This window comes from Pseudomonas sp. yb_9, from assembly GCF_043103635.1.
GTDB classification, from domain to species: Bacteria; Pseudomonadota; Gammaproteobacteria; order Pseudomonadales; family Pseudomonadaceae; genus Aquipseudomonas; species Aquipseudomonas monteilii.
The window spans coordinates 192,760-217,863 of record NZ_JBICKA010000007.1 but is presented as its reverse complement, the minus strand read 5'-3'; the positions used below and the strand labels follow the sequence as shown (position 1 = coordinate 217,863).

At 64.4% G+C, this 25,104-nt stretch carries 23 protein-coding genes and 3 pseudogenes; 15 read left to right on the top strand and 11 right to left on the bottom strand.

Annotated features, from left to right (window positions below; genetic code table 11):
- Positions 1–17 precede the first annotated feature (17 nt).
- From ACF8MI_RS02580 to ACF8MI_RS02570, 3 genes are read right to left on the bottom strand one after another with little or no spacing between them, the layout of a single operon-like run.
- Positions 18–158 carry a DUF2474 domain-containing protein gene (locus tag ACF8MI_RS02580; RefSeq protein ID WP_082426321.1) on the bottom strand — a complete coding sequence of 47 codons (141 nt, stop codon included), beginning with the start codon at positions 156–158 and terminating at the stop codon, positions 18–20.
- A 12-nt stretch (positions 159–170) separates the two neighbouring features.
- On the bottom strand, positions 171–1,178 hold the full coding sequence (gene cydB / locus ACF8MI_RS02575) for a cytochrome d ubiquinol oxidase subunit II (protein ID WP_060497287.1): 1,008 nt from the start codon (positions 1,176–1,178) through the stop codon (positions 171–173).
- Position 1,179: 1 nt separating this feature from the next.
- The gene (locus tag ACF8MI_RS02570) at positions 1,180–2,595 is read right to left on the bottom strand and encodes a cytochrome ubiquinol oxidase subunit I (RefSeq protein ID WP_104834501.1); all 1,416 of its coding nucleotides are present in this window, start codon (positions 2,593–2,595) and stop codon (positions 1,180–1,182) included.
- Positions 2,596–2,883: 288 nt separating this feature from the next.
- Here ACF8MI_RS02570 and ACF8MI_RS02565 point away from each other — a divergent pair, with 288 nt between their 5' ends.
- The 4 genes and pseudogenes from ACF8MI_RS02565 to ACF8MI_RS02550 form a co-directional block, all read left to right on the top strand.
- Entirely contained in the window at positions 2,884–3,261 is a 378-nt protein-coding gene (locus ACF8MI_RS02565) for a DUF2946 domain-containing protein (RefSeq protein ID WP_060497286.1), read from the top strand.
- A gap of 165 nt (positions 3,262–3,426) precedes the next feature.
- A complete protein-coding gene (locus ACF8MI_RS02560) occupies positions 3,427–3,816 on the top strand; it encodes a DUF2946 family protein (protein WP_060497285.1) in 390 nt (129 codons plus the stop codon).
- Positions 3,817–3,893: 77 nt separating this feature from the next.
- The gene (locus tag ACF8MI_RS02555; protein WP_200928453.1) at positions 3,894–4,469 is read left to right on the top strand and encodes a putative natural product biosynthesis protein; all 576 of its coding nucleotides are present in this window, start codon (positions 3,894–3,896) and stop codon (positions 4,467–4,469) included.
- A 72-nt stretch (positions 4,470–4,541) separates the two neighbouring features.
- Positions 4,542–4,787: pseudogene (locus ACF8MI_RS02550) on the top strand (LysR family transcriptional regulator); the annotation flags it as partial.
- 77 nt (positions 4,788–4,864) lie between these two features.
- Here ACF8MI_RS02550 and ACF8MI_RS02545 read toward each other — a convergent pair.
- The gene (locus ACF8MI_RS02545; protein WP_156342047.1) at positions 4,865–5,020 is read right to left on the bottom strand and encodes a hypothetical protein; all 156 of its coding nucleotides are present in this window, start codon (positions 5,018–5,020) and stop codon (positions 4,865–4,867) included.
- A 332-nt stretch (positions 5,021–5,352) separates the two neighbouring features.
- On the opposite strand from ACF8MI_RS02545, the gene cydB (ACF8MI_RS02540) reads away from it, so the two are divergent.
- Complete coding sequence (gene cydB / locus ACF8MI_RS02540) at positions 5,353–6,447, top strand: cytochrome d ubiquinol oxidase subunit II (protein ID WP_200928452.1); 1,095 nt, start codon at positions 5,353–5,355, stop codon at positions 6,445–6,447.
- On the opposite strand, the gene ACF8MI_RS02535 is transcribed toward cydB (ACF8MI_RS02540), so the two are convergent.
- The 3 genes from ACF8MI_RS02535 to ACF8MI_RS02525 form a co-directional block, all read right to left on the bottom strand.
- Entirely contained in the window at positions 6,444–6,875 is a 432-nt protein-coding gene (locus tag ACF8MI_RS02535; RefSeq protein WP_060497281.1) for a copper uptake system-associated protein, read from the bottom strand. The genes cydB (ACF8MI_RS02540) and ACF8MI_RS02535 overlap by 4 nt on opposite strands.
- A gap of 55 nt (positions 6,876–6,930) precedes the next feature.
- Positions 6,931–8,847, bottom strand: a complete 1,917-nt coding sequence (locus tag ACF8MI_RS02530; RefSeq protein ID WP_164524673.1) for a TonB-dependent receptor domain-containing protein — start codon at positions 8,845–8,847, stop codon at positions 6,931–6,933.
- Between the two features lie 108 nt (positions 8,848–8,955).
- Positions 8,956–9,336 (bottom strand): DUF2946 family protein, encoded by a 381-nt coding sequence (locus ACF8MI_RS02525; protein ID WP_060497280.1) that lies wholly within the window; start codon positions 9,334–9,336, stop codon positions 8,956–8,958.
- A 235-nt stretch (positions 9,337–9,571) separates the two neighbouring features.
- Between ACF8MI_RS02525 and ACF8MI_RS02520 the strand changes: the two genes are divergently transcribed.
- The 9 genes from ACF8MI_RS02520 to ACF8MI_RS02480 all read left to right on the top strand — a co-directional run bounded on the left by ACF8MI_RS02520 (position 9,572) and on the right by ACF8MI_RS02480 (position 18,991).
- Positions 9,572–9,952: a DUF2946 domain-containing protein gene (locus ACF8MI_RS02520; RefSeq protein WP_200928451.1), complete on the top strand. Its 381-nt coding sequence runs from the start codon at positions 9,572–9,574 to the stop codon at positions 9,950–9,952.
- Positions 9,953–10,152: 200 nt separating this feature from the next.
- A complete protein-coding gene (locus ACF8MI_RS02515) occupies positions 10,153–11,082 on the top strand; it encodes an AraC family transcriptional regulator (RefSeq protein WP_206520094.1) in 930 nt (309 codons plus the stop codon).
- 106 nt (positions 11,083–11,188) lie between these two features.
- Entirely contained in the window at positions 11,189–12,352 is a 1,164-nt protein-coding gene (gene moeB / locus ACF8MI_RS02510) for a molybdopterin-synthase adenylyltransferase MoeB (RefSeq protein WP_200928450.1), read from the top strand.
- Positions 12,353–12,368: 16 nt separating this feature from the next.
- Positions 12,369–12,794 (top strand): Mov34/MPN/PAD-1 family protein, encoded by a 426-nt coding sequence (locus tag ACF8MI_RS02505; protein ID WP_156867909.1) that lies wholly within the window; start codon positions 12,369–12,371, stop codon positions 12,792–12,794.
- Positions 12,795–12,845: 51 nt separating this feature from the next.
- Positions 12,846–13,124 carry a MoaD/ThiS family protein gene (locus tag ACF8MI_RS02500; protein ID WP_060497275.1) on the top strand — a complete coding sequence of 93 codons (279 nt, stop codon included), beginning with the start codon at positions 12,846–12,848 and terminating at the stop codon, positions 13,122–13,124.
- On the top strand, positions 13,121–14,935 hold the full coding sequence (locus tag ACF8MI_RS02495) for a CoA transferase (RefSeq protein WP_200928449.1): 1,815 nt from the start codon (positions 13,121–13,123) through the stop codon (positions 14,933–14,935). The genes ACF8MI_RS02500 and ACF8MI_RS02495 overlap by 4 nt, the downstream gene beginning before the upstream one ends.
- Positions 14,932–16,581 carry a class I adenylate-forming enzyme family protein gene (locus ACF8MI_RS02490; RefSeq protein WP_200928448.1) on the top strand — a complete coding sequence of 550 codons (1,650 nt, stop codon included), beginning with the start codon at positions 14,932–14,934 and terminating at the stop codon, positions 16,579–16,581. The genes ACF8MI_RS02495 and ACF8MI_RS02490 overlap by 4 nt, the downstream gene beginning before the upstream one ends.
- A gap of 9 nt (positions 16,582–16,590) precedes the next feature.
- Positions 16,591–17,814 (top strand): acyl-CoA dehydrogenase family protein, encoded by a 1,224-nt coding sequence (locus tag ACF8MI_RS02485; RefSeq protein ID WP_060497272.1) that lies wholly within the window; start codon positions 16,591–16,593, stop codon positions 17,812–17,814.
- Positions 17,804–18,991: a CynX/NimT family MFS transporter gene (locus tag ACF8MI_RS02480; protein ID WP_104834508.1), complete on the top strand. Its 1,188-nt coding sequence runs from the start codon at positions 17,804–17,806 to the stop codon at positions 18,989–18,991. The genes ACF8MI_RS02485 and ACF8MI_RS02480 overlap by 11 nt, the downstream gene beginning before the upstream one ends.
- Before the next feature lie 43 nt (positions 18,992–19,034).
- Here ACF8MI_RS02480 and ACF8MI_RS02475 read toward each other — a convergent pair whose 3' ends face one another.
- Both ACF8MI_RS02475 and ACF8MI_RS02470 read right to left on the bottom strand, forming a co-directional pair.
- Positions 19,035–19,325 carry a cytochrome c5 family protein gene (locus tag ACF8MI_RS02475; protein WP_060497268.1) on the bottom strand — a complete coding sequence of 97 codons (291 nt, stop codon included), beginning with the start codon at positions 19,323–19,325 and terminating at the stop codon, positions 19,035–19,037.
- A 1,044-nt stretch (positions 19,326–20,369) separates the two neighbouring features.
- Positions 20,370–20,541: pseudogene (locus ACF8MI_RS02470) on the bottom strand (oxidoreductase); the annotation flags it as partial.
- A 499-nt stretch (positions 20,542–21,040) separates the two neighbouring features.
- Between ACF8MI_RS02470 and ACF8MI_RS02465 the strand changes: the two are divergent.
- Positions 21,041–21,981: pseudogene (locus ACF8MI_RS02465) on the top strand (helix-turn-helix domain-containing protein).
- A 117-nt stretch (positions 21,982–22,098) separates the two neighbouring features.
- Here ACF8MI_RS02465 and ACF8MI_RS02460 read toward each other — a convergent pair.
- Both ACF8MI_RS02460 and ACF8MI_RS02455 read right to left on the bottom strand, forming a co-directional pair.
- Positions 22,099–22,821, bottom strand: a complete 723-nt coding sequence (locus ACF8MI_RS02460) for a FadR/GntR family transcriptional regulator (RefSeq protein WP_060497266.1) — start codon at positions 22,819–22,821, stop codon at positions 22,099–22,101.
- A gap of 416 nt (positions 22,822–23,237) precedes the next feature.
- Complete coding sequence (locus tag ACF8MI_RS02455) at positions 23,238–24,971, bottom strand: IlvD/Edd family dehydratase (protein ID WP_060497265.1); 1,734 nt, start codon at positions 24,969–24,971, stop codon at positions 23,238–23,240.
- Between the last annotated feature and the right edge of the window lie 133 nt (positions 24,972–25,104).

Here is a 25,104-nt window from a genome sequence, read left to right as displayed (position 1 = left end):
CGCACCCGCAAGGGGGGTCAATGAGTGCGCATGCCGGCAGCTAGCATGAACAATCGGATCAGCCAGGCGAACAGGCCCAACGCCGTGACACTGCCAGCCCAGATCAACGCCAGCCAGGCCAGTCTGCGCCACAGAGGCTGCTTCACGCTCGAGGTCATCACCTTATGCTCCTAGTGGTAGCCGTCTTCATGGGTCACCTTGCCGCGGAACACGTAGTAGCTCCAGAACGTGTAGCCGAGGATGATGGGCAGGATGAACAGCGTGCCCACCAGCATGAAGCCTTGGCTTTGCGGCGGCGCTGCGGCATCCCAGATGCTGACCGAAGGCGGGATGATGTTGGGCCACAGGCTGATGCCCAGCCCGCTGTAACCCAGGAAGATCAACGCCAAGGTCAACAGGAACGGGGTGTAGTGTGCATTGCGTGCCACGGCACGCAGCAGCCCGTAGAAGGTGACCACTACCAGGAGGGGCACCGGCAGGAACCACAGCAGATTGGGCATGCTGAACCAGCGGGCGGCGATCTGCGGATAGGCCAGTGGCGTCCACAGGCTGACCACAGCGATGACCACCAGCAATACCAACGCCAGCGGCCTGGCAACATCGTGCATGCGCTGCTGCAGCGGCCCTTCGGTCTTCATCACCAGCCAGGTGCAACCGAGCAAGGTGTAGGCGACCACCAAACCCAGGCCGCAGAACAGGCTGAACGGCGTGAGCCAGTCGAGTGCGCCGCCGGCATACCTGCGCTCGACCACCTTGATGCCTTCGATGAAGGCGCCCAGGGCAACGCCTTGGGAGAAGGTCGCGACCAGCGAGCCGCAGATGAAGGCCTTGTCCCAGAGATGGCGCTTGGCGGGTTTGGCCTTGAAGCGAAATTCGAAGGCTACGCCCCTGAAGATCAGGCCCATCAGCATCAGGATCAGCGGCAGGTAGAGCGCTTCGAGCACCACCGCGTAGGCCAGGGGGAAGGCACCGAACAGTGCCGCCCCGCCGAGGATCAACCAGGTCTCGTTGCCGTCCCAGACCGGGGCGACCGTGTTCATCATCACATCACGGTCACGCTCGTCCTTGACGAAGGGGAAGAGCATGCCGATCCCCAGGTCAAAGCCATCCATCACCACATACATCATCACCCCGAAGATGATGATCACCGCCCAGATCAGTGGAAGGTCGATGCCCATGTCAATTCACCTCTGCCTGGTAATCGTCGGCGGCGGACAGCGGCCGCGCCGGGGTATGTTGCTGGCCGGGACCGCCTGGGGTGTGATGGTCGCCCTCGCCAGGTTTCGGCCCTTTGCGCACCAGGCGCATCATGTAGCCAAGGCCGGTGCCGAACAGGGCGAAATACACCACCACGAACGTCACCAGGGTAATGCTGAGTTGGGTGGCGTCATGGTTCGAGACCCCGTCGGCCGTGCGCAGCAGGCCGTAGACCACCCACGGCTGGCGGCCGATCTCGGTGGTGAACCAGCCTGCAAGGATCGCGATCAGCCCCGACGGCCCCATCCACAGCGTGAGGTAGAGGAACGGCCGCGAGCTGTACAACGTGCCGCGCTTGCGCAGCCACAGGCTCCACAGCCCCACGAAGATCATCAGCAAGCCCAGCCCGACCATGACCCGGAACGACAAGAACACGATGGTCGAATTCGGCCGGTCCTCAGGCGGGAACTCCTTCATCGCCGGCACCTGCTTGTCCAGGCTGTGGGTCAGGATCAGGCTGCCCAACGCCGGAATCTCGATCTTGAAGCGCGTGGTCTCAGCCTTCATGTCGGGGATGCCGAACAGGATCAGCGGGGTTGGCTCACCCGGCACGTTCTCCCAGTGGCCTTCGATGGCGGCGATCTTCACCGGCTGGTGCTTGAGCGTGTTCAGGCCATGGAAGTCACCGATCACCGCCTGGATCGGCGCCACTATCAGCGCCATCCACATGGCCATCGACAGCATCTTGCGCACCGCCGGGTTGTCACGACCGCGCAGCAGGTGCCAGGCCGCCGAAGCGCCGACGAAGAAGGCCGTGGCAACGAACGCAGCGGTGGCCATATGCATCAGGCGGTAGGGGAAGGAGGGGTTGAACACCACCGCAAACCAGTCCACCGGCACCACCCGGCCATCAATGATCTCGTGCCCTTGTGGCGTCTGCATCCAGCTGTTGGACGCCAGGATCCAGAAGGTCGAGACCAGCGTGCCGAGCGCCACCATGCAGGTGGAAAAGAAATGCAGGCCCCGGCCGACACGGTTCCAGCCGAACAGCATGACGCCCAGGAAACCCGCTTCGAGGAAAAAGGCGGTCAGCACCTCATAGGTGAGCAATGGGCCGGTCACGGCGCCGGCAAAGTCGGAGAAGCGGCTCCAGTTGGTGCCGAACTGATAAGCCATGACCAGGCCGGACACCACCCCCATGCCGAAATTGACGGCGAAGATCTTCGACCAGAAGTGATAGAGGTCGCGGTAGACCTGCTGATTCGTTCGCAGCCACAGGCCTTCGAGCACGGCCAGGTAACTGGCAAGGCCGATGGTGATGGCGGGGAACAGGATATGGAAGGAAACGGTGAAGGCGAACTGGATTCGAGCCAGGTCTAGCGCCTCGAGCACGCTCATGATGATGGAGCCTCACAGGGTGGCGCACCTTGGCGCCGTTTTCGGGAAGCAGAGCCCGGGTCCTGGCCGGCTCAGCGTTGCTGTCTGGGGAAATGACACGGGCCATTGCGATGGCGGCGCCACTGTAAGGACGGTGGCGGGTGTGACCAACTGCGACAATCTGTCCCTGAGGGGCACCCGCGCGGGTGAATCGAGGCCTGTTACGTGAGGTGTGACGGCTTGTCGCAGAGAGGGCAGGCCGAGGTTGGTGCTTCTGCGGGGCCTTTTTCGATGCTAAAGTTGCGGCCCATGAACCGCCTGCCTTCAAACCGTCCCCTCATTGCCTGGGCACTGTACTTCTGTGTCCTGTTCAATGTACTTGGCTGTGGCCTTTCCCACGGGCAGGCATTGGGATTGGCGCTGAATGGATTCGGCGGTGCGTTCTGCAGCCTTGGTGGCGATACTGGCCTGCTGAAAGCCAAGCAGGACAACGCCTTGGCGGGCGACCTGAGCATCCCCTTCAGTTGCCCGATGGGGGCGGTGGCCTTTCTAACGCTGGTTTTTCTGATTGCCGTCGCCTGGCTGCTGGCCAGCCGTGAGCGCCGGCCATTGCCGCGCGAAATCCGCAGCCAGGCGCCGCCGCGTTATTGCTGGCCCTCGTCCAACCCTCGCGCTTCACCTCTCTGACGCTACCGGCGCCTTGGCGCCCTGGCGGGCCTGTGCCTGCCCTTAGCACTCCAGACCGGCAGTGCATGCCTTGCATGTAACTGCTGGCTGGTTTGACCGTCGTTGGAGAGAGGCCCTCATGACCTGTCGAATCTCCACGCCCGCGCTACCTGGCGAGGCGTGAACATGCGCCGTTGCGGCCTGTGCGCACGTACCTGGGACAACCTCTGGGTCGCCGCGCTGCTAGCGATGCTGCTCAAGGTGCTGGCATTGCCGATGGCCAGTACCCTGGGCGACCTTAGCCTGCAGCAATTGCTGGCGGGCAGCTACTGCTCGTCGGGCGGCGTACAGCCGGCGATTCCGGACAAGGATGGCAACCTAAGCCCGAAAACGGCCGACCCCGGACATTGCTGCTGCGCCCAGGGCGGCCCGGCACCCATGCCTGCTGCATTGGTCCTGGCAGGCTTTGCCTTGCCTGCGCTGCCTGTCGACCGGCAACCGGCTGTTGGGCTGCGTTCGCCCCGGCACCGCTGGCCATCGATCAACCCCCGTGCCTCCCCGACGGCGATCGCCTGACCTGCAAGGACCCAGGCCGCACCCGCGAAAGGCGGGGCGTCGGCCTGCCGATGGCTAGCCGTACCCAGGAGCACACGATGTCTCGTACCCTGACCGCTTCAGCGCTGCTGGAGCCTTCCGCTCGTCCGTCGCGCAGCGGCGAATTTCTGTTGCCGTTTCCCGACTACCCCTGCAATGCCCGCAGCTTCGTCAACCTCGATGCACGCCTGCTGCCTTACTGGCACACGCTGTTCGATGTCTGCCCAGGGCTGCTCAAGCTTGATCCGCCAGAAGGCCTGGAGTTGTTCCGACGATTCATGACCTGGGCATACCGACACCATCCGGCGCTGGACTGGACCTATTACATCAGCGTTTGCCGTTGGTTACTGAACTCTCCTTACCAGGCACGGGTGACGGAGGAGCATATCGAAGCCTTCATGGTGGCGGCGGCGGCGTTGTGGGTCGCAACTGACGTGTCCCAGGCCCGTGGCCTGGTGCTGGCCTGGCAACCGATGGATGAACGGGTGGTGGAGTGGAAAACCGGCGTTCGCCCGGCGCTACCAACGCCCCAGGCGGATGAAGACTTGCCGCCACCCCCGTGGGAATTTTCCTGGAGCCCGCTGAGCGCCAAGGGCGCGAGCAGCTTCCGGCGTTGGTTGCCGGTGCCCGGCTAAGCCAAGCCAGGACCTGGGCGGCAATACGCCGCCCGTTTCCCACTTCACTGAATACCTAGCGAGATACTGACGATGGACGTACTCCAAGCCATGCGCGCGTTCAGTTGCGTGGTTCAGGCCGGCAGCCTGACCGGCGCGGCCGAAAGTCTGGACACCACGACTGCCAGCGTTTCCCGGATGCTCTCCAACCTGGAAGCGCACTTGCATATTCGTTTGCTCAACCGCACCACCCGCCGCATCGCCCTGACCGAAGCCGGCAACCGTTACCTGAAACGCTGCCGTGTGATCCTCGAACTGGTGGATACGGCGGAGCGCGAGATACACCGCACGCTGGATTTGCTCGCCAACGGGCTGCCTCACACGCGAGCAGGCTCAGCACTGCAACTGGGTGCTTGCTAGTCCGGCAAGTCGTCGCCGCTGGCCAGCGGACGTACCGGTGCATCGACCTTGACTTCGACCTGGGCCAGGGCGGTGATGGCGAAGCTCGTCAACAACATGCCCAACAGCAATCCATTGGCTTTGCGCAAGCCTTTGAACATGAAAGGTTTCATTGGCAGCTCCTTGTTTGATTGATCGCGGCAGCCTTCGTTATCGAGGCTGATAGGCCATTTAGCGTAGTCGCTGCTGTATCGGGCCGCGGCCGGGGTAATGCCGTACGCTGCGGTGCGACAGGCTGCCGCAGTTTTCCCTGCGCCACTGCTGGGCGCCCGTGGGGCCAACGCTTACCACTCACTGCGACGGGCTGTCGCAGTGGGGAGCGCCGCAGGCAACGCCTAGCATGGGCAGAGCCTGCTTTGCCGTTGTCCCATCCACGCTGCACGGCAGGCAACCCACAGCGGCCCTTCTTCGGATGGGCCGCTTTTTTCAGGCTGGGAGAGCCGTCATGGACCACGAACTGCTGAAAATCGTCTGGTGGTTATTGATTGGCGTGATGTTGATCGGTTTTGTGCTGGGCGAAAGTCTGGACGTGGGCGCGCGGGTGCTGGTGCCGTGGCTATCGGGGCAAGGTGCCGAACCGCTGCAGCCGTCTGCGGCCGCGCCTCAGCCTATCAACCTGCTGTGGTTGCTGGCCCTGGGATGCACGCTTGCGCTGGTCTGGCCATCGCTCGGTGGCCTGGCCTGCCTGATGACAGGCTTGGTGAGCCTGCTGATACTGCTGCGCCGATCTGCCTGGCAAGCCGCCCGACCGCGCCAAACCTGGAGAGTGTTGGCAATCGGCCTGCTGCCGGCAGCTCTGTTGGGGGGCATGCTGGGCAACCTGCTCCTTGGGTTGCCATTCAGTCGCTGTGGTCAGGCGGGTATGCAGTTTCACGGCTCTTTGGCCGGTCTCTTCAGTCCGTTCGCCTTGCTTTCAGGTGTCGTGAGCCTGGCGATGGTCTGCCAGTGTGGCGCTACCTGGGTGATGCAGCGTGGTGGCCACTCCCTGTATCAGCCAGCAAGCCGGGTTGCAGGCGTTGCGGGCGTGATGTTCCTGGCCAGTTTCATCGTGGCTGCGATAGGGCTGGCAGCGAACGCACGCGGTTACAGCTTGTGGGCCGTGGAGCGTCCGGCCACCTTGTGCGGGCCTGGCGCGTTCGTGGTGCTGGCCAACAATCCAGGTTGGCTGGCCAATTTTCAGGCCTGGCCTGCAGCCGGCCTGGCACCAGTGCTGGCCTTGTCTGGCACGCTCATGAGCCTGTTCGCCTGCACCCATGCCCGGCCTCGCATGGCGCTGTTGGGCAGTGGCCTGACAGTAGGTGCAACGCTGTGCAGCGCAGGGCTGGCGTTGTTCCCCTTCATCTTGCCTTCCAGCGTGCAACCGTCTGCCAGCATGACCCTATGGAGCGCGGCCAGTGACGAAAGAACCTTGGGTACCCTGCTGATTCTCGCCAGTGTACTGCTCCCGATGTTGCTGGCTTATACCCTGGCTGCCAGCCTCAAGGGTTCGGACCGCTGTGACACACAAGCCGGGCTTGAAAAGCCCCGGCCTGTTCATTAGTGATTCCCGTGGGCAGCGTCCTTGTCGACCTTGACCACGCCCTGGAACAGCGCGAACTGCTTGACCCGCTCGGTTGGCTGTTCACTTTCGGCCTGGCGCACGGCCTGGCTCAGCCGGGCCGCGTCCTGTTCGCCGAGCCCCGCGCTGCGCAGGGTAGCCGGGTCGAGCAACGAATCGCCGGCGCACAACACCACCCGCCAGCCATGAGGCCCCTTGCGAAGCAGCGCGCGGCCGCCGCGCTGGTCCTGCAGCCAGCCGGCCACCGCATGGTCGCCTTCGACAGTCACCGGGCCGACATCCAGCGGTGCGTCGGGGCGTTCGAAGTTGTGCCGCATCAGTTGCTGGATGCTCTGTTGCTCGCTGGCGGTGTCGGCCATGGCCAGCAGCGGGCTGCAGGCCAGCAGCAAGGCAAGGATCGGTGCTTTCATCTGCGTTTTCCTTTATGAGGCTGCCGACGACTGTCGGCAGCGTCCGGTGGCGGGCTCAGAAGCCCATCTTCACACCCAACTGCGCCGAAGTGCCGGGCATCGGGTAGTTGGTGCGGTAGGCGTAGTTTCGGTCGAACAGGTTCTCCACGGCGACGAACACTTCGCCGACCTTGCCCAGCGCCGGCACGGCGTAGCCCACGCGCATGTTGACCACGGTGAAGCTGTCGACCTTGGAGAAGTTGCTGGCACCGGCGGTGCGCTCTTCGGCCAGTACGTACATGTCTTTCTGGTATTGCGCGTCTGCCGACAGGCGCCAGCGGCCGATCTCGTAGGTGGTACCCAACGACAGCGACTTCTGCGGCGCATAGGGCAGGGTCTTGAGCGACGGGTCGAGCCAGGTGAAACCGACGAAGCTGCTCCAGTTGCTGGTCCAGCGCTGCTGCCAGGTGGCTTCGGCGCCCTTGACGTTGTAGTCGCCCAGGTTGATGTAGGACGGGCTCGACACGGTCGGCGGGAAGGCAAACAGGTAGCGGTCCTGCAGCTTGTCCTTGAACACCGCCAGGTCGAGGGTGGCGCTGTCGATCGGGTTGAAGCGCACGCCCAGCTCCTGATGGTCGAGCTTTTCGGGCTTGAGGTCTTTCCAGGTTTCGCCCAGCGCCGGGATCAGGCTCGACATCACCGAGGCCTCCAGGCCCGGATAGTTGATGCCGCGCGAGGCATTGGCGCGGAATTCGACATTGTCCGACGACAGCAGCAGCCCGGCGTGGGGCGCGGTGGCGCTGTCGAAGACATTGTGGTCGTAGGTGCGTACGCCCGCCGATGGCGTCAGGGTCCAGCGGTCGTTGAGGGCGAAGGCATGGCTGACGGCGATATGCGGTGAGGTCACGCGCAGGGTAGGGGCGTCGAACTTCGCCTGCGGCGCTGGGGCAATGCGCTTGAAGTGCACTTCGCCCTTGCTTTCGTCGACGTCCAAGCCCAACGCCACTTCGCCGCCTTGCCAAGGGCGCAGTTGCTCTTCCCAGCGAATGCCCTGAAGGGTGAAGTCGCTGATGGTGTCGCCGTCCAGGCCGGTCTGGTCAAGGGCGGAACCACGGCCCTCGTTATGGTAGAGCTTGAGGCTGCCATTACCCCAATCATGCTCGTGGGCCACAGACAGCGAGGTCAGGGTGCCACGGGTGTTGAATTCGCCGTTCTTGGTCTCTGGCAGGCCTTTTTGGCCGGGATCGGAGACCTGGTTGTTGGCGTGCAGCACCAGCAAGCCGGTGCTCCAGTTGTCGTTCAGGCGATAGCCCAGGCGTGCCATGCCGTTGTTCAGGCGGCCGTCGCCATCGCTGCGGTCACCGTCCGAGTGGGCGGCGCCCTGTGCCAGGAGGTAGTCGAAGTTGCCTTCGCGGCCGATCAGGCTGGCCTGTTCGGTGGCGGTACGGAAGCTGCCACCGGTCAGTTGCAGTTCTCCGTGGTGGTTATCGCCCTGTTCGGCCACTTTGGGCGTGAGGTCGATGGCGGCGAAGGTGTTGCCGAACTTCTGCGGCTGCGGGCCCTTGTACACACTGATGCTCTGCATGGCATTGATCGGCAGCAGGTCCAGCAGCGGGTGGCCCCACACCCCCATGTAGAACGGCACGCCGTCGATGTAGGTCTTGATCTCGCTGCCCGGGCGGCTGGCACCCATACCGCGGATGTACACGGCGCCACCCTCGGCGCCGCCGAACGAACCGACCGGGTTGAAGCGCGACACCACCACGCCAGGGGTGCGGCGCAGGGCGGAGGACAGGTCAAGGGCGTTGAGGTCGCGAATCTGCTCCTGGCCGACCACGGTGGTCAGGCTGCCGAAGCTGTCAACGTTGTTCTGGTCAATGACCGAAGTGCCGACCACTGTGGTTTCCGGCAGCTCTACGCTGTCGGTCTGGGCCAGTGCGGTACCACTGGAAAGGGCAAGTGCGGCGGCGCAGCAAAGCGTCTTGTTCTTCATGCTCTGGGTGTTCCTGTTGCGATAAGTCGAGACGGGCCAGCCCCGCGCGCATGGCGGCATCCCCAGGTGCATAGAGCCAGGGGCGTGGGGCGGGTCAGGGACAACGGATCAGGCCAGGGCAGGCGAGGCGCGGGGGTTGGCTGCGGGCCACAGGCGACGGGGCCAGGCTGCCGGGGCAGCGGGCAGGCGGTCATCGAGCGCAGCGTGTGCGAACGGCAGGTCTGGCAGCAGGGGCGTGAACGCCAGGCCCGCGTGGCTGCACAGTGGACAATCGAGCGTGGTATTGGCGGCCAGGTTCTCGCCTAGCCATTGTTCGAAACCGATGGGGCCAGGCGGCGCACCAGCGTGGCCGCAGAACGCGCTGCCGGCGCCATTGAGCGCCAAGCCGGTGGCCTGACCGTGGCCGATGCCACAGTGCAGCACGGCGAACAGCACGCTGGCATAGAGTATCCAGGCGAAGGCGTGGTGACGTCCTGCTGCTCGATGCATATCCTTTGCTCGATGGCCGCTACGGTTGAATGGGGCGAGGCGCGAGTCTAGCAACGCTGCTCGATTGCGCAGGGTGCGACAGTCTGCCACACCCTGCCGAGGCGACTATTGTTTCGCAACCGCTCGGCAAGGGGTGTGGCGGATTGTCGCAGAAGAGTCTAGAAAGCCTTGTGCGGATTGCCAGGCGAGAATCGCAGTCGGCATCCGCCCACCTCCAACGCCACGGATCCGGTGCATGAACCACCCCCCGACACGACGCGCCATCATTGCCTGGGCCTTGTACTTCAGTGTGCTGTTCAACGTGTTCTCCTGTGGCTTGGGTCATGGGCAGATGCTCGGGTTGGCGCTCAACGGCATCGGCGGGCAGTTCTGCTCGCTCGGCAGCGACACCTCGGCGCTGGCCGTCAAGGACCTTTCGGCCTTGCCCGACAGTGGGTTGGCAACGCCGTTCAGCTGCCCGCTCTGCGCGGCGGGCTTCATGCACCTGGTGTTCCTGGCTGCACTGGCCTGGCTGCTGTCGAACATCGACCGGCGCGCTTTCGCCCGCGCGCCCTTCGGGCATGCGCCGCCTCGCTATTGCTGGCCGTCCTCCAATCCTCGCGCCTCTCCCCGCTGAATCTCACTGCGCCGCACGGGCCTGTGGCCGTGTGCGCGTCTGCGGCCCATGGCAAAGGGTACAGGGCCGAACAGGTGGCTTGCGGGTTGAACGCGCAAGCCGTTAGCCAGCGGAGCGGGTGGCGGGCCAGCAAGGTCGCACGTCGCTTCATGGAGGAGTGCCGGCGATGGACGCTACCTTGCAAGTGGCGAATGAAACGCGTGGCATACGCTAGCGTCGACCTGCGCCGCGTTGCCCCGGATGCCCCGTTGCAGCGCCTGCGCGCCGTGCCGGCGAGCGCGCCACAAACACTGGCCATCGAGGACGACCTGCTGCTGTTGCGCCTCGATGCCAGCCACTCGGGCACCGGCGTGCAGCGCACCTGCGAACTGCTCGGCGGGCCGCTGCTGTGTCTGACGTTCCTGGAGCAGGGCCATGTGCAGTACGCCGACCGCAAAGGCCGCTGTTGGCGTTTCGAGGCGGGGCAGAGCATCGCCCAATTGCTGCACGCGCCACAGCAGGCCAGTCGCTTTAGGTTCGGCAGGGGCGCTTGTGGTCTGCACCTGCTCGTCGGTGAGCGCACCTTGCGCCGTTACCTGGGTGATCAGCAGGCTTGGCGCCTGCTGAATTGCCAGGGCGAGGCGCCGCTGCTGCAGCATGCTACCAGCCGTGATGCGTGTAGCCACGTCCAGGCTCTGGCCACGCGCCTGGCGCAAGGGCAATGCGCGCCACTGGACATCCACATGCATGTGCTGAACCTGTTGAGCCACCCCCTGCGCCAGCTAGCCGTGTCGTCCCAGGCCACGCCGCTGTTGCCTGCTGCTCAGGTCAAGCGACTGGAGCACGCCCGGCAACTGTTGCACGACGAGCTCGACCAGCCCCTGACCGTTGCGTTGCTGTGTCGCCGTGTCGGCCTCAGTGCGGCGAAGCTCAAGCAGGGCTTTCATGCACTGTTCGACACCACGCCTTATCGCATGCTGCTGGACCTGCGCATGCGGCGCGCGCATGTCTTGCTTCAAGAGGGCTGCCAGGTCGCCCAGGTGGCTTACCGGGTTGGCTACAGCCACCCCAGCAATTTCAGCGCGGCCTTCAGTGGCTATTTCGGCTTTGCGCCCAAGGAGGTCGGCAAGCGCGGCGCTGTGCCGACGTAATCCATACGTATCAGAACGCAATTCATATGAATCCAAGCCGTCAACGGATGGGCGCCTCCGTTGGGCTGGCGAACAATAGGCAGGCCCTAAGCCAAGGAGCTTCACGATGAAACTTCCCGCACTGGTTGATGCCTGCGCCCAACTGAGCAGCGAAGAGATTTCCCGCTACAGCCGCCACCTGTTGATTCCCGACGTCGGGCTCGACGGCCAGCGCCGGCTCAAGAGCAGCAAGGTGCTGGTCATCGGCGCCGGCGGGCTTGGCTCGCCGACTTTGCTGTACCTGGCGGCCGCTGGCGTCGGCACGCTCGGCATCGTCGATTTCGACGTGGTCGAGGCGTCCAACCTGCAACGCCAGATAATCCACCGCCAGTCCACCTTGGGTCAGGCCAAAAGCGACAGCGCCGCCCAGGCCATCGCCGACCTCAACCCCTTCGTCAACGTGCGTCGACACACCCTGCGCCTGGAACCGGAAAATGCCTTGGCGTTGTTCGCCGAATACGACCTGATCCTCGACGGCACCGATAACTTCGCCACTCGCTACCTGGTCAATGACGCCTGCGTGCTGGCCGGCAAACCTTATGTCTGGGGTTCGATCTTCCGTTTCGAGGGCCAGGTCACGGTGTTCTGGGAACAGGCGCCGGGCGGCGCGGGCCTCAACTACCGCGACCTTTACCCCGAACCGCCGCCTCCGGAGTTGGCGCCGTCCTGCTCAGAAGGTGGGGTGCTGGGCATCCTCTGCGCGTCGATCGGCTCGATCATGGCCACCGAGGCGATCAAGCTGATCACCGGCATCGGCGACACATTGCTGGGCCGCCTGATGGTCTATGACGCTCTGGACATGAATTACCGCCAGATCCGCCTGCGCCGCGCGCCGGACCGGCTGCCCATTACCCGATTGGAGGACTACCAGGCCTTCTGCAGCGGTGTATCGCAAGCCCCGGTGACGGTGCCGCAGGTCAGTGCCATGGAACTGAGCCGGCTGATGCGCGAAGACCCGGCCGTGATCCTGATCGATGTGCGTGAACAGACCGAATGGGACATCGCACACATCCAGGGCGCACGCCTGATGCCCAAGACCGACCAGTTGGCCGGGCAGCTCAAGGCCCTTTACGCCAGCGATACGCCCCTGGTCGTGCATTGCAAGTCCGGCGCCCGTTCCCGGGCGGTAGTGCTGCAATTGCAGGCACTGGGCTTCACCCAGGTGCGGAATCTGCAAGGCGGCATCCTGGCCTGGATCGATGACGTCGAACCCGATCTGCCACGCTACTGAAAGGAAGGAGCCTCCCATGCTGATCATTTCCAGGGCGTTGCTCGATGCCGCCATTGCCCATGCACAACAGCAACATCCCCTCGAAGCCTGTGGCGTGATGCCCGGCCGGCAAGGCACTGACCGGCCTTCGCGTTGGGTGCCCATGGTCAACCATGCCGGGTCGCAGACCTTCTTCCAGTTCGAGCCTCGCGAGCAGTTGCGGGTGTGGCGCGAAATGGACGCGCAGCAAGAAGAACCGGTGGTGATCTATCACTCACACACGTCCAGCGATGCCTACCCGAGCCGGGCCGACATCGACTTCGCCAACGAGCCGCACACGCACTACCTGATCCTGTCCACCGTCAGCGGTTGCGAATACCCGGTGCGCAGTTACCGCATCGCCAATGGCCAGGTGATCGAAGAGAGCCTGCGCATCGTCGACGTCGATACCCGCGCGGCCTGAGCCGCGCCGCCTCCTTCCTTATTTGATCGGCCATTGGCCGAGGAGTACGCCATGCCGGTTTTTGTCAGTGTTCCGACCCTGTTGCGCAGCTACACCCAGGACAGCAAACGCGTGCAAGCGCAAGGCACGACGGTGCGCGAGGTCGTCGACGACCTCGAACGGCGCTACCCGGGCATTCGCTCACGGCTGATGGATGCGCAGCAATTGCACCGCTTCGTCAACCTGTACCTCAACGACGAGGACATCCGCTTCCTCGACAATCTGGACACCGTCGTGGCCGACCGCGATGAGCTCACCATCCTGCCTGCCGTCGCTGGCGGTGCACAATGAATCAAGCGGCGACGCTGCACGGCTGTCGCCTGCTCGGTGCGTTCGCCGATGAGCATGATCCCTTGCAGCGAGCCCTGGCGATGCAGGCGAGGGCGCTGGGGATTGCCGTCGAGTCTGTATCCGACGCAGGACGCGAACAGATCTATTGCCTGCAAGGTCAGGGGCTGGCCCCCACGCATTGCCGACTCACCGGCTGGGACGACGAAGCGACTCGGGCCATCAGCGAATTCACCCTCCAGGCTGCCTGCGGGCTGATGGCGGTGCACGGCCGGGCCAGTGGGCAGGCCCGGGCCATCGACCTCGACTATCTCGCTCATGTGGTCGCGAGCCTGGCATTGACCGGGTTGATGGCGACGGCGTTGGCGCGTCTGCGCGGTGGCCAGGTGACGGACTGCAGCGTGTCGCTGCCAGGCGCCGGTCTGCAGTGCATCAGCCAGTACCTGGCTGGAGCAACGGCCGAGGAGGGTGCCGAGCGATTGCCAGCGGGGTGCTCGTCTGCCCGCTTGCGGCCACCCTTTGTCAGTGCCGATGGCGTGGTTTTCGAGCTGGAAACCCTGGATGCCGGGCCGTGGCTGGCATTCTGGGACGGCCTGGGCGTTGCCCGGGCCGACAGCAGCAAAGGCTGGCAGGGTTTTCTGCTGCGCTATGCCCGCGCCATTGCACCGATGCCCGAGGCGTTATGTCGGACGCTGGCGAGCCTGCCGTATGCGCAGGTCGTCGAGCACTGCACGGCGGTGGGAATGGCCGTCACGCCAGTCCATCAACCTGGCCAGCGCGATACCCTGACGCCAGTTGGTGATACGCCTTGGGCGTTCAAGCTGCATCCGGTGGCGGTGCCGTCGCGCCCATGCAACCAGACCCTGCCATTGAGCGGCTTGCGCGTCATCGAGTCGTGCCGGCGTATTCAGGGGCCGTTGGCCGGCCATTTGCTGGCGATGCTCGGGGCACAGGTCACCCGCCTGGAAATGCCCGGCGGCGATCCGCTGCGTGGCATGGCGCCGCTGGCGCAGGGCTGTTCGGTACGTTTCGATGCGCTCAACGGCCTGAAGGCAGTGGTCGAACTGGACCTGAAGTCGGCCAGCGAGCGTGAGCAACTGCGTCGGAACATCGCCGAGGTGGATGTGTTCCTGCACAACTGGGCCCCTGGCAAGGCCGAGGAGCTGGCGCTCGATCAAGCGGACCTGGCCCAGGTCAATCCCGCGTTGATCTATGCCTACGCCGGTGGTTGGGGCAATGCCCAGGTGCCCGTCGGGCTACCGGGCACCGACTTCACCGTGCAGGCCTGGTCGGGCATCGCCCACCTGATCGGCCAGGGCGAGGGCAACCCCGGCGGCTCGTTGTTCACCGTACTGGATGTGTTCGGCGGGGTGATCGCCGCCCAGGGCATCGTCGCCGCGCTGCTGGCCCGGCATCTGCACGGCCATGCCGGGCGCGTGGACAGCTCGTTGCTCGGAGCCGCCGATCTGCTGTGCCGCTCGCGGATGACGCGTACACGCCCACTGAGCGCGGGCGTGTTCCGCTGCCAGGACGCCAGCCTGGCGATTGACTGCTGCGCCCCTGAGCACCTTGAAACCCTCGCACGCGTGTTCGACTTCCCCATGCCGTGCGCGTGGCAGACCCTGCGCGAGCCGTTGGCGCTGCAACTGGCCCGGCAGCCGGCCGCCCACTGGCAGGTGCGGTTGCTGGCCGCAGGCGTGCCCGTGGCGATCGTCCGCCAGGACCTTGCCGAACTGCAACAAGACCCACGCTTGGCGCCTTGGCTCGCGCCTGGCCGTTATACCCGCGTGCTTTCCCCATGGAGGTTCACATGAACGAATCCGGCATCATCGATCTGGTCCCCGTCACCGCCAGGCAGGCCTGGCGCGAGGCCGGCTGGTACGCCGACCGGCCATTGTTCGAGTTGTTCGAGGCGCACGTGATGGCCGAGCCCGAGAAACCGGCAGTACTGACCCTGGACGGGCAGGTGAGTTACCGCCAGCTCCACGACCAGGCCCTGCGCCTGGCCCGTGGTCTGCGTGAGCGTGGCGTTGTGGCGGGTGATGTGGTCGCCTATCAACTCGGCAACGGCTGGCAGTGCTGCGCCATCGACCTGGCCGCTGCAGTGCTGGGCGCGGTGGTCGCGCCGTTCCCACCAGGGCGCGGGCGGCTGGATATCGAAGCCTTGCTCAAGCGCTGCTGTGCACGGGCGGTGATCGTCGCGCCTTGCCAGGGCGAGGTAGACCTGTGTGCAGTGGTGGAATCGCTGCGCCCTACCTTGCTGGGCTTGCGCGTGCTGGTGGTCGACGGCGACGAGCGTCAGGGCTGGTCGACCTTGAGCGGGTTGCTGGCGTCGGAACCACTGACGGCGGCCGAGCGCCCCCAGGTATGTCCCGACAGCCCAGCGCGCTTGCTGGTGTCTTCCGGCACTGAGTCCGAGCCCAAGCTGGTGGCCTATTCGCATAATGCGCTGGTCGGTGGACGCGGGCGCTTCCTGCAACGCCTGCATCTAGAGGGGCAGGCTTTACGCGGGCTGTATCTGGTTCCACTGGGCTCGGCGTTCGGTTCCACCGCCACGGCCGGGTGCCTGGCTTGGCTAGGGGGCTCGCTGGCGGTGCTGGCGCACTTTGACGTAGCAGATGCCATCCGAGCCATCGAGCAGTTGCGCCCGACTCATGTGTTCGCCGTGCCAACCATGTTGCAGCGGATCGCCGCCGAGCCGGCACTGACCCAGGCAGATCGACGTAGTCTGGTGGCGCTGGTCAGTGGCGGAGCATTGATCGACGGGCAGAGCATCCGCCGCTGTGTCGAGGCGTTCGGCTGCCCCGTGGTGAGCCTGTACGGCTCGGCCGACGGGGTCAACTGCCACAATCTGCCGGATGACCCGCTGGATGTAGTGTTGAACAGCGTTGGCAAGCCTAACCCCAGCGTCTGCCAGATCAAGATCGTCGATGACGAGGGCCACGAACTGCCTGCGGGCGAAGTCGGCGAGATCAAGGCCCGCGGCCCCTTGAGCCCGATGCAGTATGTCAACGCGCCCGAGCTCGATCAGCGCTATCGCGATGCACAGGGTTGGGTGTGTACCGGCGACCTGGGGCTGATCGATGGGGAAGGACACCTGGTGCTGGCCGGGCGCAAAAAGGACGTGATTATTCGCGGCGGCGCCAATATCAGCCCGGCGCAGATCGAGCGGCTGGCCACCGCGCACCCGGACGTTGTCAGTGCCGCCTGCGTGGCGGTGGCCGATGCCGAACTGGGCCAGCGCGTGTGCATCTGCCTGAGCCTGCGCCAGGGCGCCCGGCGTTTTGCCCTGAAGCACCTGACCGACTACCTGGGCGATCAGGGCCTGGAGAAGAACAAATGGCCGGAGTACCTGCGCTTCTACCGCGAATTGCCCCTGAGCCCCGCCGGCAAGGTGGACAAGAAAGCGTTGGCCGCCGACCTGGCGTTCCTGCAACGCACCCTGAACATTGCCTGCTGAGGAGCGCGCATGCCTGAGCATGATCAACTTCATCCCGTGGCCCGGCGCATTCGCCGGTTCGTGGACCAGCGGCTGTTACCGCTGGAGCCATGCCTGGACGCAGGCGATGCCAAGGCCGAGGACTGCCTGGCGCAACTGCAGCAGGCGGCTCGCGATGCCGGCTTGTGGGGGCAGGCCAACGGCCTGGCGCCAGGCCGGCTGCTCGACTACCTGCCCTTGGCCGAGCAGGAAGGCAGGTCTGAATACGGGCCGGCCGTGTTCGGTGCCGAAGCCGTGCTGGACGGCTACATGCTACGTCACGCCAACCCACGCCTGCAGCGCGAGGTGCTTGCGCCCGTGCTGGCAGGGGAGGCGCTTGCCAGCTATGGCATGTCCGAGCCGAACAGCATCGGCTCGATACCCGCGACGCTGACCACCCGCGCCCGTTGGTGCGGTGACCACTGGCAACTGGACGGCGAGAAGTGGTTCATCTGCCGCGCCGAGCAGGCGGCTTTCATCACCGTGGTGGCGCGTACCGCCGAAGGGCCGGTGGAGCGAGCCCTGAGCCTGTTCGTGGTGCCTGCCAGTACACCGGGGGTGGAGGTTGGTGAGCGGATGAAGGTGCTGGGGCGCTATCAGGGGCAAGCGCCGGTACGCCTGAACGCGGTCCGGCTCGCAGAGGATCAGGTGCTCGGCCAGGTGGGCCAGGGATTCGCGCTGATCCAGGAGCGCCTTGCCCTGGGCCGGCTGCTGCGTGCGGCGCACTGGCTGGGCATGGCCCAGCGCTGCTTCGACCTGATGGGCGCGCGCATCGTCTCGCCCCGTGGTGCCTTGGCGCGGCTGGCGGACAAGCAACTGGTGCGTCTGCGCATGGTCGAGGCGTACCGGGCCATCCATGCCGCGCGGTCGTTGCTGCACGATGCCGCGACCCGGTTCGACCAGGGCCGGAGCAATGACCTGGAGGCCAACCTGGCCAAGCTGGCTGCTTCGCGGGCCTTGAGCCTGAACGTCGATTCGGCGATCCAGATCCACGGCGCCGAAGGCTTGACCGACGGTACGCCACTCTCGGGGATTTACCGGCACGCCCGCGCCACCCACTTCATGGATGGCACCGACGATGCGCTGGTCAGTGCCCTGGGGCGACAGCTGATCGGCGCCTATCAAGAAGGAGGCGGGGTGAATTTTGCCGCGCCTTCTTCGTCTCCCATGAACTGGACAGGTTCAGTGGACGAGGACGGCCCCCATGCAGACTGATCACGTGCTGACCCGCCAGCCTTCCACCTGGCTGTTGCGCAGCTTGCTGGGCGCGGCCATGGCGCTGCCCATGCTGGTGTTCTATGCCATCGGCGCGCTGGGGCCTTTCCTGGTTGCTGACCTGCAGGTACCCGAACACTGGCTGGGTTACCTGACCATGAGCGCTTTTGGCCTGGCTGCGTTACTGTCGTTGGGCGCCGGGGCCATCGTCGAACGGCTGGGCGGGCGTCGGGCGCTGGGGCTGTTATTCGGCTGTTGCGCCGCGGCCTACACCTTGGCTGGCGTATTGCCGGGGTTTCTCGGGCTGGTGCTGGCGCTGGCCGTGTGTGGCGTGGCCCAGGCCTTGGCCAACCCGGCCACCAACCTGCTGATCGCTGAACAGTTTCCCGTGGCCGAGCGGGCCGCGACCGTGGGTTTCAAACAGGCCGGCGTGCAAGTGTCGGCGCTGTTCGCGGGGCTACTCTTGCCGCTGTTGGCCCAGTACCTGGGCTGGCGGGTGGCGCTGGTGCTGTTCGCGCCATTGGCGTTGCTGCTGGGCTGGACGGTCTGGCGTCATCTACCGGGCTTACCGGGCCGTGCTCGCGGCGCCTCGACCACCCTGTGCCGGCCCTCGGCCGGGCTGGCGCTGTTGATGGCCGTGCAGTGCAGCGTGGCCATCGCCCTGTCATCGTTCGTGACCTACCTGGGCGTGTTCGCCCGTGCCCAGGGGGTGCCGGCGGTGCTGGCGGGTTCGTTGGTGGCGGTGTTCGGCGTGATGGGCATCGTCGCGCGGGTGTTGCTGACACCCCTGGCGGCGCGGCTGCGCGACGAGAGCCTGATGCTGGGTGCGCTGTGCGCGTTGGCGGCGCTGGCGGTGTTCAGCCTGAGCCGGGCCACGCCGCAAGCCTGGATCTGGCTCTGGGTCGGCAGCATCGGCATGGGGTTGACGGCGGTGGCGACCAACGCGGTGGCCATGAGCATGGTCCTGCGCGATCGCGCATTCGGCGCGCCGGCGGCTTCGGCGAGCCTGCTGTCGGTGGGGTTCTTTGCGGGCTTCGCGCTGGGGCCGCCGCTGTTCGGCGCGTTGCTGCGAGCTCGGGGCTACGGCCTGGTCCTGGACACGATGATCGTGGCGTTGTTGTTGGGGATGCTGCTGTGCCTGTGGCTAAGGGCCTGGCGCCGGGCGGAGCGCCGTTAGGGGTGTCACCCGTGCGGTGCCGGGCACGGCACGGGTGGCCGCATCACTTGGACATGTAGTCGATCACTGCCTGGTAATCCTCGGCGGTGCAGTCCATGCACAGGCCTCGCGGTGGCATGGCGTTGAAGCCTTCGGTGACATGCTTGACCAGTACGTCGTTGCCCTTGGCCAGGCGAGGCTTCCAGGCTTCCTGGTCGCCCTTTTTCGGGGCCATGGGCAGTTGGCCGTTGTGGCACATCTGGCAGGCGCGGTTGAACACCGCCTCTGGCTCCTGGGCCGCCTGGGCCACGCTGGCGAGTGCCAGGCAGGCAAGCATTGCAAATGTTTTTTTCATGACCGACCTCTCAGGTTTTTTATTCGAAGCCGGAGTCTATGTAAGTGTCGGTAGCTGTCAGGTGCGACAGTATGACTCAGGCCTGGCGCATCGACTGTGCCGGCGTCATCGCTATCAAGGGTGCGGCAGGATGTCGCAGGTCGAGGGTAGTCGAGTGCCGTGCTAATTTGAAATTGGCCCGGTGTTTTGCTCTTGGCAGGGTTTTCACCGGGCCGAAAAAAGCCGGGGCTGGCCACCAGCCCCGGCTTGGTTCTTGCCTCGGTTCATGGCCTTCAGAGCAGGATGTGGTCGCTGAGCTGGCGAATGGTATCGGTGGCGGCCAGCAGGTAACCTGGAGCCACCAACGATACTGCCAACGCCATTGCAAACAGTTTTCGTGCGCTTTTCATGGACCGAACCTCGCAAAATGATTCCAGGTGTGAAAGGGCCGCTCTTGGCTGCTAGCTGCCAGATTTTTCGAGGCAGCGGTTCCTTGCAGGCATAGTGAGCGTCGCACGGACTCTGCGTTCGCATCGAACATCAGATAAGCGCTTGAAATGTGGGGTTCATGGAGCGCTCACAAACCAACCGCCACCCGGCGGTATTTTGTTGCCTGGAGAAAACTCATGCCTTTCATCGTCATCGACACTACCAGAAGCTTAGACAGTCGGGCCTTGGAGTCCGCAACCGATTGGCGGGTTATCTCGAAGTATTTATAAGTGTGATCTGCTCTCGTCTCTATTGCTCCCATTTTTTCGTGGGATGAAATGACTTTTCTCCAGGGCCAGACATCATCCCTCGACTGCACGATGCCAAGGTCAACGGCATGGCCCAGCTTGGTATCAACATCAACGGGATAGAAGAGATCGACGGCGTGCTGTATGCGCAGTCGTGGTGGTGCAGGAAGGAGTGATGGGCGGGCTACCACAGGCCTGGGTGTCCGAACTGGACGACCAGGTGGCCCTGCCCGAGGATCCCGATGGGCGCGCGGCAGTGCTCAGTCAGATGGCCTATGCCTCGCGCCGACGCCGGGAGGTCGTCTAGTCGGCCAGGTAATGGGCGCTGGACGGCGCCGCTCTGTGAGGAGCTGTATGGAGAGATAAGCCAGTCGCCGTTGGGTCTCGCCTTTTGTGCAAGCCTGTCCCAATGGCTTTCATCCACTCCCCAGCCATTGAGCATCGCCTGGCTTGTATCGCGGATCGTCACTCGCTTCGATAATGCCCGCGCGGTCGATGCCTGAACTACCGCCCCCTTCAGCCGCACGCAGCATCAGGCCGGCGACACGATCGCCCGGCTTGACGGGCTGGCTGCTCAGGAGGTTCTCTTCGGGTGCCAGGTCGCGCATATGCAGCCACTTGAACTCGTCGACCACTTGCTGTTGTTGTTTGAACTGCATGGGCTCACCTCATCGGCATGGGTTGCTGAATTGCCGTAAGGCCAAAGTTAGGCAGGACTTGCCAGCCCCGCTTTGTTAGGAAGGCCAACCGTTTGGTTGGAAAAGACAGGGCGAAAACATCCGCTTGCCCACGAACCGCAATGGTGCGGCGCACAACGCCAAACCGGATTTGTGCCCTGAAATGGAGAGGGGAGTTGATGCTGTTAAGAGGTTCGCGCAGAAGCAATCACGGCATAGGCACCTTCGCGCCGACGTCGGCCACTGGCGTGTTTATTGCGTGTACCACCGGCGGTTACAGTGCCCCATTATCTCCCGTAGTTGCATCAAGGTGAGCGCCATCATGGCTGAGACCAACCAGTATTCCACCCTCGCAGTTTCACCCGCTCGTCGCTTCGAGTACTGGCGAGAAGTGGTCTGCCGCCATTGCCTTTCGGCAGATAGCAAACCCTCGTCGCAGAGCGATTTTGAAGGGGTGCTGCAGTTCAACGAAATTGGCCCCCTGGATCTCACCACCCTGTCGTCACCGCTGCACCATTGGGTGCGCTCCGAGCACCATTTGCGCAGCGACCCCGCCGAAGACATCTGGCTCGGTTTGACCCTCGACGGCCACGGCGAAATCGAACAGCACACCCGCAAAGCCAGCCTCACGGCAGGTAATTTGTTTCTTTATGACGCAACCCAACCGTTCCGCTTCAGCCTCGGTGGTACCGAAAACCACCTGATCCGCATCCCTCGCCCACTGCTCGCCCAGCGCCTGCCCCGCATCGGCGAAATTACCGCGCTGGTGCTGGACGAAGCACGGCCCGGCGTTATCCCCTGCGGCAGATGATTGGCCAGGCGGCCAGTTCAGTGGCTCTGCTGGAGGGGGAAGGGATCTCTCAGCGCTATTCCAACACCATTATTGATTTGCTGGTGCTCAGCCTGGAGCTGCAGGACCTAAAAACCACCCATCAAGAGCTGGATTTGTATGGACGGATGATGAGCTACATTCAGCAGCATTTGACTGAGCCGGAGCTGTCCATCGAGACGATTGCTGTGGCGCACCACGTGTCGACGCGGACGGTGACCCGGGCGTTTGCTCGGCATCAGAAGTCGCCGGTTGCCGAGATTTGGAAGGAGCGGCTGAATGCTAGCCGCGCGGCGATTGAGTGTGGGCAGGTTAGGAGTGTGTCGCAGGCCGCGCTGGAGTTTGGATTTACGGATTTTTCGCATTATAGCCATGCGTTTCGGAAGGCTTTTGGGGTGGCGCCGCGTACATTGTTGCGAGGAAGTGGGGGGTAACTATGGCCGCCATCTGTGTTCTAGGCTTTGCAAGAGGCCCCACAAAAGTAAGCGTCCGGTTAAGTCGCCTTGACGAGCGAGAGCCGTGATCTCCAGGTTGGATTTCCGCTCGCATGCTCAGCTAGTCGGGTCTTGCCCCAACACCTTGCTCAACGCCACGCGTGCATCTTCAAGCTGTACCAGCGATGCATGCCGCGCCCCGAGCGCGTCGCCGTTCTGGATTGCCGTAAGGATCGCCTTGTGCCGGGGCAGGGCGAGCTGGTCAAAGTTTGGCCGCTGGTTGGAATAGCGCACCGATTCGCGCAGGGCCATTGACAGCATGTTGCACAGGTAGGCCAGCAGGTCGTTGTGGGTGGCGTCGGCGATGCGGGCATGGAAGTCCAGGTCGGGTTGCAGGCGCTCTTCATGGGTGCGGGCAGCTTCCATGCGCTGGTAGGCCTCGCCGATCGACTCGACATCCTCGGCGGTGGCGTTGGTGGCGGCCAGTGCGGCGGCGGCGGGTTCAATGACCCAACGTACGCTGGACAAGGTGTTGAAGAAGTCTTTTTGCGGGGTGGCCTGCATCAGCCAGTGCAGCACGTCGGGATCGAGCATGTGCCAGTCTTGGCGGGGCCGCACCAGGGTGCCGACCCGCGGGCGGGCTTCGACCAGGCCCTTGGCGGTAAGGGCGCGCATCGCTTCGCGAAACACTGGCCGGCTGATCGCGTAGCTTTCGCACAGGCTGGCCTCGGAGGGCAGCTTTTGCCCAGGTGCGAGTTGGCCGGATACGATTTGCAGGCCGAGGTCCTGGACCAGGGTGGCATGCATGCTTTTGCGCGTGGTGGGCTGGCGGTAGTTCATGGGGGGCGCGGGTGGTCCTTCGGGCGGGGTGGGCATCATAGCATTAGTGGGTGAGGGGCGGCCTTGTGTTCGGGGGGGCGCTGTTTTGAGATGTTCGGGCGGCAGGTGGTTCGACGTGGCATGTGCAGCGCCTGTGAGATCGAGCGCCGCCCGCGCGGCGCATCGCGAGCTGCGCTCGCTCCTACGTTTGTTTCGGGCCAGTAACGCCTGTGACAGGTGCGCGCGACCGCCTTGTTTGTACGACGTGATATCGAGCCATGCGCCAAGGCGTACGCGCGCAAATCCCACAGAAATAATTGGCCCGAAACAAACGTAGGAGCGAGCGCAGCTCGCGATGCGCCGCGCGGGCGGCGCTCGATCTCACAGGCGCAAAGCATCCACAGCCAAACCCTTTGACGCCCCCACCACCCTCAGCCTCAGTGCGAATGCTTGGGCACTGCCGCGCCGCGGCAGCCAACCAGGAAGTCAAAGTCGCACCCTTCATCCGCCTGCATCACGTGGTCCAGGTACAGCTTCGCATAACCGCCGCTGATCAACTGCGGCGGGGCTTGCAGGTCGGCCAGGCGGCCGGCCAGTTCCTCGGCGCAAATGTCCAGGTGCAGCCGGCCTTCCTTGCAATCCAGCTCGATCCAGTCACCTTCGCGTACCACTGCCAATGGCCCGCCTGCCGCCGCCTCGGGCGCCACGTGCAGCACCACGGTGCCGTAGGCGGTGCCGCTCATGCGGGCGTCGGAAATACGCACCATGTCGGTCACGCCCTGGGCCAGCAGCTTGGCGGGCAAGCCCATGTTGCCGACCTCGGCCATGCCCGGGTAGCCCTTGGGCCCGCAGTACTTCATCACCAGCACCGAGTTGGCGTCCACCTCCAGCTCAGGGTCGTTGATGCGTGCCTTGTAGTCCTCGAAGTTTTCAAACACCACGGCGCGGCCACGGTGCTGCATCAGTGCCGGTGTTGCCGCCGATGGCTTGAGTACCGCGCCCTTGGGCGCCAGGTTGCCGCGCAGGATACAGATGCCGCCATCGGCCACCAGCGGTTTGTCGATCGGGCGGATGACTTCTTCGTCATACAGCGGCGCAGCCTGGCAGTTGTCCCACAGGCTCTTGCCGTTGGCGGTCAGCGCGGTTGGGTTGGGCAGCAGGCCATGTTCGCCCAGGCGGCGGATGACCGCCGGCAGGCCGCCCGCGTAGTAGAACTCTTCCATCAGGAAGCGGCCCGAGGGCTGCAGGTCGACCAAGGTAGGGGTGCCACGGCCGACGCGGGTCCAGTCTTCCAGTTGCAGGTCTACGCCAATGCGTCCGGCAATCGCCTTCAGGTGGATCACGGCGTTGGTCGAACCACCAATGGCGGCGTTGACGCGGATGGCGTTCTCAAAAGCTTCGCGGGTGAGGATCTTCGACAGGCGCAGGTCTTCGCGGACCATGTCGACAATGCGCATGCCCGACAGGTGGGCGAGTACATAGCGCCGTGCATCCACCGCCGGGATGGCGGCGTTGTGCGGCAGCGAGGTGCCCAGCGCCTCGGCCATGCAGGCCATGGTCGACGCGGTGCCCATGGTGTTGCAGGTGCCCGCGGAGCGCGACATGCCGGCCTCGGCCGAGAGGAACTCGTTGAGGTCGATCTGGCCGGCTTTATAGGCCTCGTGCATCTGCCAGACGATGGTGCCGGCGCCAATGTCCTTGCCCTTGTGCTTGCCGTTGAGCATCGGCCCACCGGTAACCACGATCGCTGGCACGTCGCAGCTGGCAGCGCCCATCAGCAGCGCCGGGGTGGTCTTGTCGCAGCCGGTCAGCAGCACCACGGCGTCTACCGGGTTGCCACGAATCGCTTCTTCCACATCCATGCTCGCCAGGTTGCGGGTGAGCATGGCAGTGGGGCGCAGGTTGGACTCGCCGCTGGAGAACACCGGGAACTCCACCGGGAAGCCGCCAGCCTCCAGCACGCCCTTTTTCACATGCTCGGCAATCTTGCGGAAGTGGGCGTTGCACGGGGTCAGCTCCGACCAGGTGTTGCAGATGCCGATGATCGGCTTGCCCTGGAATTCGTGGTCCGGGATGCCCTGGTTCTTCATCCAGCTGCGGTACATGAAGCCGTTCTTGTCGGCGGTACCAAACCATTGGGCAGAGCGCAGGGGGTGTTTTTTATCAGACATGGCGGGACACCTAATTAGTATTACTATTTGTCGTTATGTGGCTGACTCTACCGACTAAAAAGGCATCTGTGAAGGGTTGTTGTTTTAAATAGTAATACTATATGATCGATTCGCCAGGTTAGCGGTCTGCCAA